The following is a 4,753-nucleotide window of genomic DNA, read 5'->3' as shown; positions in this document are numbered from 1 at the left end:
TCCCACCGAAGGCCAACATGGGGGGGATGGGGGTGCCAAGGTCGTTCGTCCAAGCGGGCGCTCCACCTTGGCACCCCCATCCCCCCCATGTTCTGGGGCAAGCCCTGCCGCTCAGACCGGAGGAACCCCCACTCGGCCCGGACTGTGGTGCAGCCGCGAAAGCCCTGGTTGGGATCAGGTGAGGTTGGCGGCCGCCGGAGCGTCAGGGCCGAGTTCGTACGCCAGGTGGTATGCGGTGAGCAGGTTGACCAGCTCGGAGAATCCGCCGTTCTCGGCCGCATCGAGGAGCGCGGTCTGGAGGCCGGGAACCCGTCGCATGGCGGTCAGCGATTCGGCCGGCAGAAGTGCCCACGTCTCGCCGCCGACCTCTTCGGCCGCAACCTCTTCGTCGCTCAACTCCGGTTCGTCGTCGAGAAGTTGGGCCCGCAAGCCGCGTGACCACGTGATCGCCCTGCGGCGGAAGGTGGCCTTCTCGTACTCGTGCCAGACCGGGACCACGGCGGCATCGCCCGTCGTGCGGAGGTATTCGAGCATCTCGAAGGGCGCCAGGGTGCCGAGGCGTCCGGCCTTCATGTCGCCTCGGGCCATTTCGTTGCCGACGTGGCCTTTGCCTTCCTGGACCTTGGCAATGTATTCGCCTGCCTGTTCCGGGGTGGTGACCTTGGACCACTTCACGCCGTGTTCCTTGCTCGGCTCGTAACCCTTCTTCTTCATCCACTGTCGCCAGGTCTTGTCCCAGCGGACCATGGCGTAGGTGAGTTCTTCGAGGGTCTCGTCATTGAGCAGGAGAACGACGTGAAGATGCGGGTGCCAGCCGTTCCGAGTTCCGTAGGTGATTTCCAGTGAGCGGATGTTTCCCCGGACTCCGAGCTTGTCCCTCTCGCCGGGAAGATTTCGCTTCTTGTCTCCCGCCCAGCGGTATCCGGACATGAGCTGGCGCCATCCGTTGGCCACGGCGTCGAAGAGGTCCGCAAGGTCGTGGTGCTTCTTGTGACGGGCCGTCAGGGTGACCATCCAGGCGGTGCCGCCGTCCTGGATCATGTGCTTGGCGACGGCTCGTGCGATCTCGTCGGCGCGGGTGGCGCGGATCTTGGCGGAGCACACGGGGCAGGCCCAGATCGAGCCGCAGGAGCAGAAGCCGGACCAGTGGGCGACGCCGCCCTGAACCTTGATCGCGGCCTTGCCGTCGCCCTCGTTCCCGTTGGTCGTCCGGCCGCACTTCTTGACGCGCGGAAGCGTGCTGATCGACCAGAGGACGGCCCGCTGTGCGAAGCGCTTCTCACGGCGCTCTTTGCGAACCGCCGATTCGCCGTCTGACCTGGGGTTTTCCTGATCCGTAGAAACATTATTCGCGTTGTACCTAGAAGGGCCCTCCGCGAGGCTGCCGCGAGCGGCAGCCCCGGCAACGGCCTCATGCCTCCGGCCCGGCCGAACCGGGGAAACCTCGCGGCGGGCCTGGGGGGCCTGTAGAGCCCTGCGGGCGTCTTCCGTGATCAGGTCTGCCGTCTCGACAATGGGCTGGTCGTCTCGCGCGGTGTCGGTGCTCTGCCCTACGCTGTCCACGTCGTTCTCCGTTCGGCTTGCATGAGGTTGGGGCGGAGACAAGGGGCCCGAGCGATGCCAGTCGCTGCGGGCCCCCTTTGCGTCTCGTGTGATCCTGTGGGTCGTGGCCGATCGGCGTGGTAGGAACACGCCGATCGGTCACTTCTTGCTGTCGGCCCCCATGAGGCTCTTGATGACGATCAGTCCGACGGTGGCGGAGACGATGCCGATGGTCACCGCGATGGCGACGACGGCGACGGCGAGGAGCATGCCGACGACGACGATTCCGGCTCCGGCTCCGGCGATGAGCTCGCCCTTGTGCTGCTGGAGCCAGGACGGCTCTTTGGGCGCCTGCTGGACGATGACGTAGCCCTGGGGCTGTACGAGGCTCTGAGGGGCCCTCAGGGCCTGTTCCGGGGTGAGGTGGAGGGTCTGCGGTGTGTAGACCTTCTCCGGCTCGTAGACGGTCATGAGGCCTTCCTTCGTCGGGTGGTCTTGGGCTTCTGGAGCGGGATGCCCTGGGTGGTCTCTTCGGCTGGAGTCGGAGTGCCGGCCGAAGCGTCGCGGACGGTCGGGGCAGCCGCGGGGATGACGTCGCGACGGAGTTCGAGCGAGTTCGCGACGAGCGCCAGGAGGTGGTTCTCGTCGACGTCGCCGACGCGGACTCGGTCGTAGCGGCCACTGAGGCCGGGGACTCCGGTGACGACGCAGACGCCGGGGTTGTCCTTGTCGACCATGGCGGTCGGGTCGTTGGCCTCGTCCTTGCGGATGCCGGAGCCGAGGGCGGCTTCGGCGCCGTCCATGGTGAAGACCGGGAAGCAGATGCCTACCTCGAGTTGGTCGCGCACGGAGGTCGGGATGGCGTCGCTGGTCTGCTTCTGGGTGGCGACGATGGGCAGGACACCGAGGCCTCGGCCTTCCTTGGCGACCGTGCGCATGAGGCGCTGGTTGGACTCGATGAGATCCTTGTCCTTGCCCCGGAGGCCGCTGGCGTCGATGTAGTTGTGGCACTCGTCCATGAGCACCGGGACCAGCGGGATGGTCTCGGTCGGGCCGTGCTTCCAGAACTTGTGGGTGCCGCGTTCCTCGACCAGCTGGGCGGGGCGGTCCTTGATCAGGCGGACGAGTTCGGTGAGCCGCTGGTGGGCGGTCTCGGGGTTGTCTCCGACGACGAACATGGCGCGTCCGGCGACCTGGCCCCAATCGCCGTAGCGGGGGTCGGAGGTCTTGCCGTCGAAGAGGCAGAACTGAACGGCGGGTGAGTTGGTGAGGCGGCCGAGGAACCCGAGCTGGAGCATGGTTTTGCCATAGCCGGGCATGCCAGCGATCTTGATTCCGGAGAGGTCTTTGAGAGGGATGCTGATCTCTCGGCCCCAGGGGTTGCGGCCGATGGGGAGAGCCCAGCCCTGGGAGTCGAAGTCGTACGGGAAGTGCTCGTCGAGGGGGTTACCGACGAGTCCTCGGATCTCGACGAGGCCGGACTTGATGCGGACGGCTTCGACGCTCTCGCAGTCCCAGTCGTCTGCGATCCACTCGGCTGCGGCCTGGACCTCTGCGAGGCCGACTTTGGGGATGGTCTTCATCTGGGCGCGGATGCCGTACGGCTCGGGCTTGACGACGAGTTTGGGCACGACAGTGATCGTCTGCTTCTTCTGGCCTCGCCAGTCGGTGGTGCCTCGGGTGTTCTCGTCGATGCGGGCCAGGCCGAGGTTCTTGGCCTGTCGGTTCCAGCGGCGAGCGATCTTCCAGGCGTGGCGCATGCGCTGGCGCTGGAGAGGGGTGGCGCGAAGGTACTGGTACGTGATCACTGCGGTCCAGACGGTGCCCGCCAAGGCGGCGATCCCCACGAGGAGGACCGCCGCATTGGGAGCGAGCGTCGTGATCTGGTTCAGATCATCGAGCACCTTGATCAGCCTTCCGTGGGGTTCGGAGTGGTGTCAGCGAGGCGTGCGTTGATCTCCTGCTTGATCTCCAGCGGGTACCGGTCGTCGACCTCCTGGGCGACGACCTTGAACTCGTCGTATCCGCGCATGGCGGCCACGGCGAGATCGGCCGCGATGGAGTTGATCTGGTCCTGGCGGCTCATGGATCAGCCCTCCGACTTGGAGGCGCGAGCGGGCGGGGCGGCGTTGAGGGCGCGGACCTCGTCGGCCTGGTACCAGGCGGTGCCGCCGGTGATCTTCTCGCGGCCGTTCTGGTCGACACGCTTGTCGACCGGGGAGACGCCGACGCGGAAGCCGACGAGTTCGACGGGCTGCGGCATGTGCTGGAGGGCCTCGCCGGGGTTCTTGTACGAGTTGACGCCGATCTTGAGGATCTCGTTCTCGACCTTGCCGAACTGCTCGAAGGAGGCGACGACCTGGACCTCCCACTTGGGCGTGCCGTCCTTGAGGGTGGCCTGGACGTCGTTCTTGCCGAACTCGGTCTTCGGCGCGGCGGACATGAACATGACGGCCTTGAAGGTGCGGGCCTGGTCAACGTGGAAGATCGCGGGCATGGGAGTACCTCTCGTTCGGAGTTGATCTCTGGTCTACCGGAAACCTCTGACATCGAGCCTGTGGATAGAGATCCGGGGGCCCGATGACCTCTAGACTGCATGAGTACACTGAGAGTGTCAACTAGTTACCACCCAGAGTCTTGGAGTAGACGATGCCTCATGGTCTTGATCGCCAGTCGGATGCAGTCCGGACGAGCCTGGAGAAGATCCGGGATCTTGCCCAACACGGCCTGAGTGCCGAGGACTTGAACATGAACGATGATCGCGAGTGGTACCGGAGTTTGCTACGAGTTCTCGGAGATATCCGTGTCGAATGCGAAGGCACAGAGCGGAAGTTGTCTGCGGCTGCCGATGCGAACGAGATCCTGACTCCCTCTCAGATCGCGGAAGCGGCAAGGATCAGTAGGGCAGCGGTTTACAAGCGAAGGTCTTCGGGCCGGAAGTAGGAAAGCCCCCGGCAGGGGGCTTTTTCTTTTGGTCCCGGCGGGAGCCGAACCATCCGCCGGAGGCGGTCGAGTTTTTTTATGGGGCTCTGCCCCAAACCCCGGCCACTAGCCCAGAGGATCCCTCTTTTCGGGTGCCGTTGGGTGGGGGGTTATTCAAATGGGTCGTGGGGGTTCCTCCGGTCTGAACGGCACCGAAGGCCAACATGGGGGGGATGGGGGTGCCAAGGTCGTTCGTCCAAGCGGGCGCTCCACCTTGGCACCCCCATCC

At 65.4% G+C, this 4,753-nt stretch carries 5 protein-coding genes; all 5 read right to left on the bottom strand.

Going from position 1 to position 4,753, the window contains the following annotated elements:
• Positions 1 to 174: 174 nt before the first annotated feature.
• From ABT004_RS35935 to ABT004_RS35915, 5 genes are read right to left on the bottom strand one after another with little or no spacing between them, the layout of a single operon-like run.
• Positions 175 to 1,692: a protein rep gene (locus ABT004_RS35935; RefSeq protein ID WP_351345924.1), complete on the bottom strand. Its 1,518-nt coding sequence runs from the start codon at positions 1,690 to 1,692 to the stop codon at positions 175 to 177.
• A gap of 9 nt (positions 1,693 to 1,701) precedes the next feature.
• Complete coding sequence (locus ABT004_RS35930; RefSeq protein WP_351345921.1) at positions 1,702 to 2,013, bottom strand: hypothetical protein; 312 nt, start codon at positions 2,011 to 2,013, stop codon at positions 1,702 to 1,704.
• The gene (locus ABT004_RS35925; RefSeq protein ID WP_351345918.1) at positions 2,010 to 3,446 is read right to left on the bottom strand and encodes a hypothetical protein; all 1,437 of its coding nucleotides are present in this window, start codon (positions 3,444 to 3,446) and stop codon (positions 2,010 to 2,012) included. Before ABT004_RS35925 ends, ABT004_RS35930 begins: the two co-directional genes overlap by 4 nt.
• A gap of 5 nt (positions 3,447 to 3,451) precedes the next feature.
• Positions 3,452 to 3,628 carry a hypothetical protein gene (locus tag ABT004_RS35920; protein WP_351345915.1) on the bottom strand — a complete coding sequence of 59 codons (177 nt, stop codon included), beginning with the start codon at positions 3,626 to 3,628 and terminating at the stop codon, positions 3,452 to 3,454.
• A 3-nt stretch (positions 3,629 to 3,631) separates the two neighbouring features.
• Positions 3,632 to 4,039, bottom strand: a complete 408-nt coding sequence (locus tag ABT004_RS35915; RefSeq protein ID WP_351345912.1) for a hypothetical protein — start codon at positions 4,037 to 4,039, stop codon at positions 3,632 to 3,634.
• Between the last annotated feature and the right edge of the window lie 714 nt (positions 4,040 to 4,753).

It is taken from the genome of Streptomyces sp. NPDC002790 (assembly GCF_040295505.1).
Lineage (GTDB): Bacteria > Actinomycetota > Actinomycetes > Streptomycetales > Streptomycetaceae > Streptomyces.
This window is presented reverse-complemented; position numbering and strand designations above follow the sequence as displayed.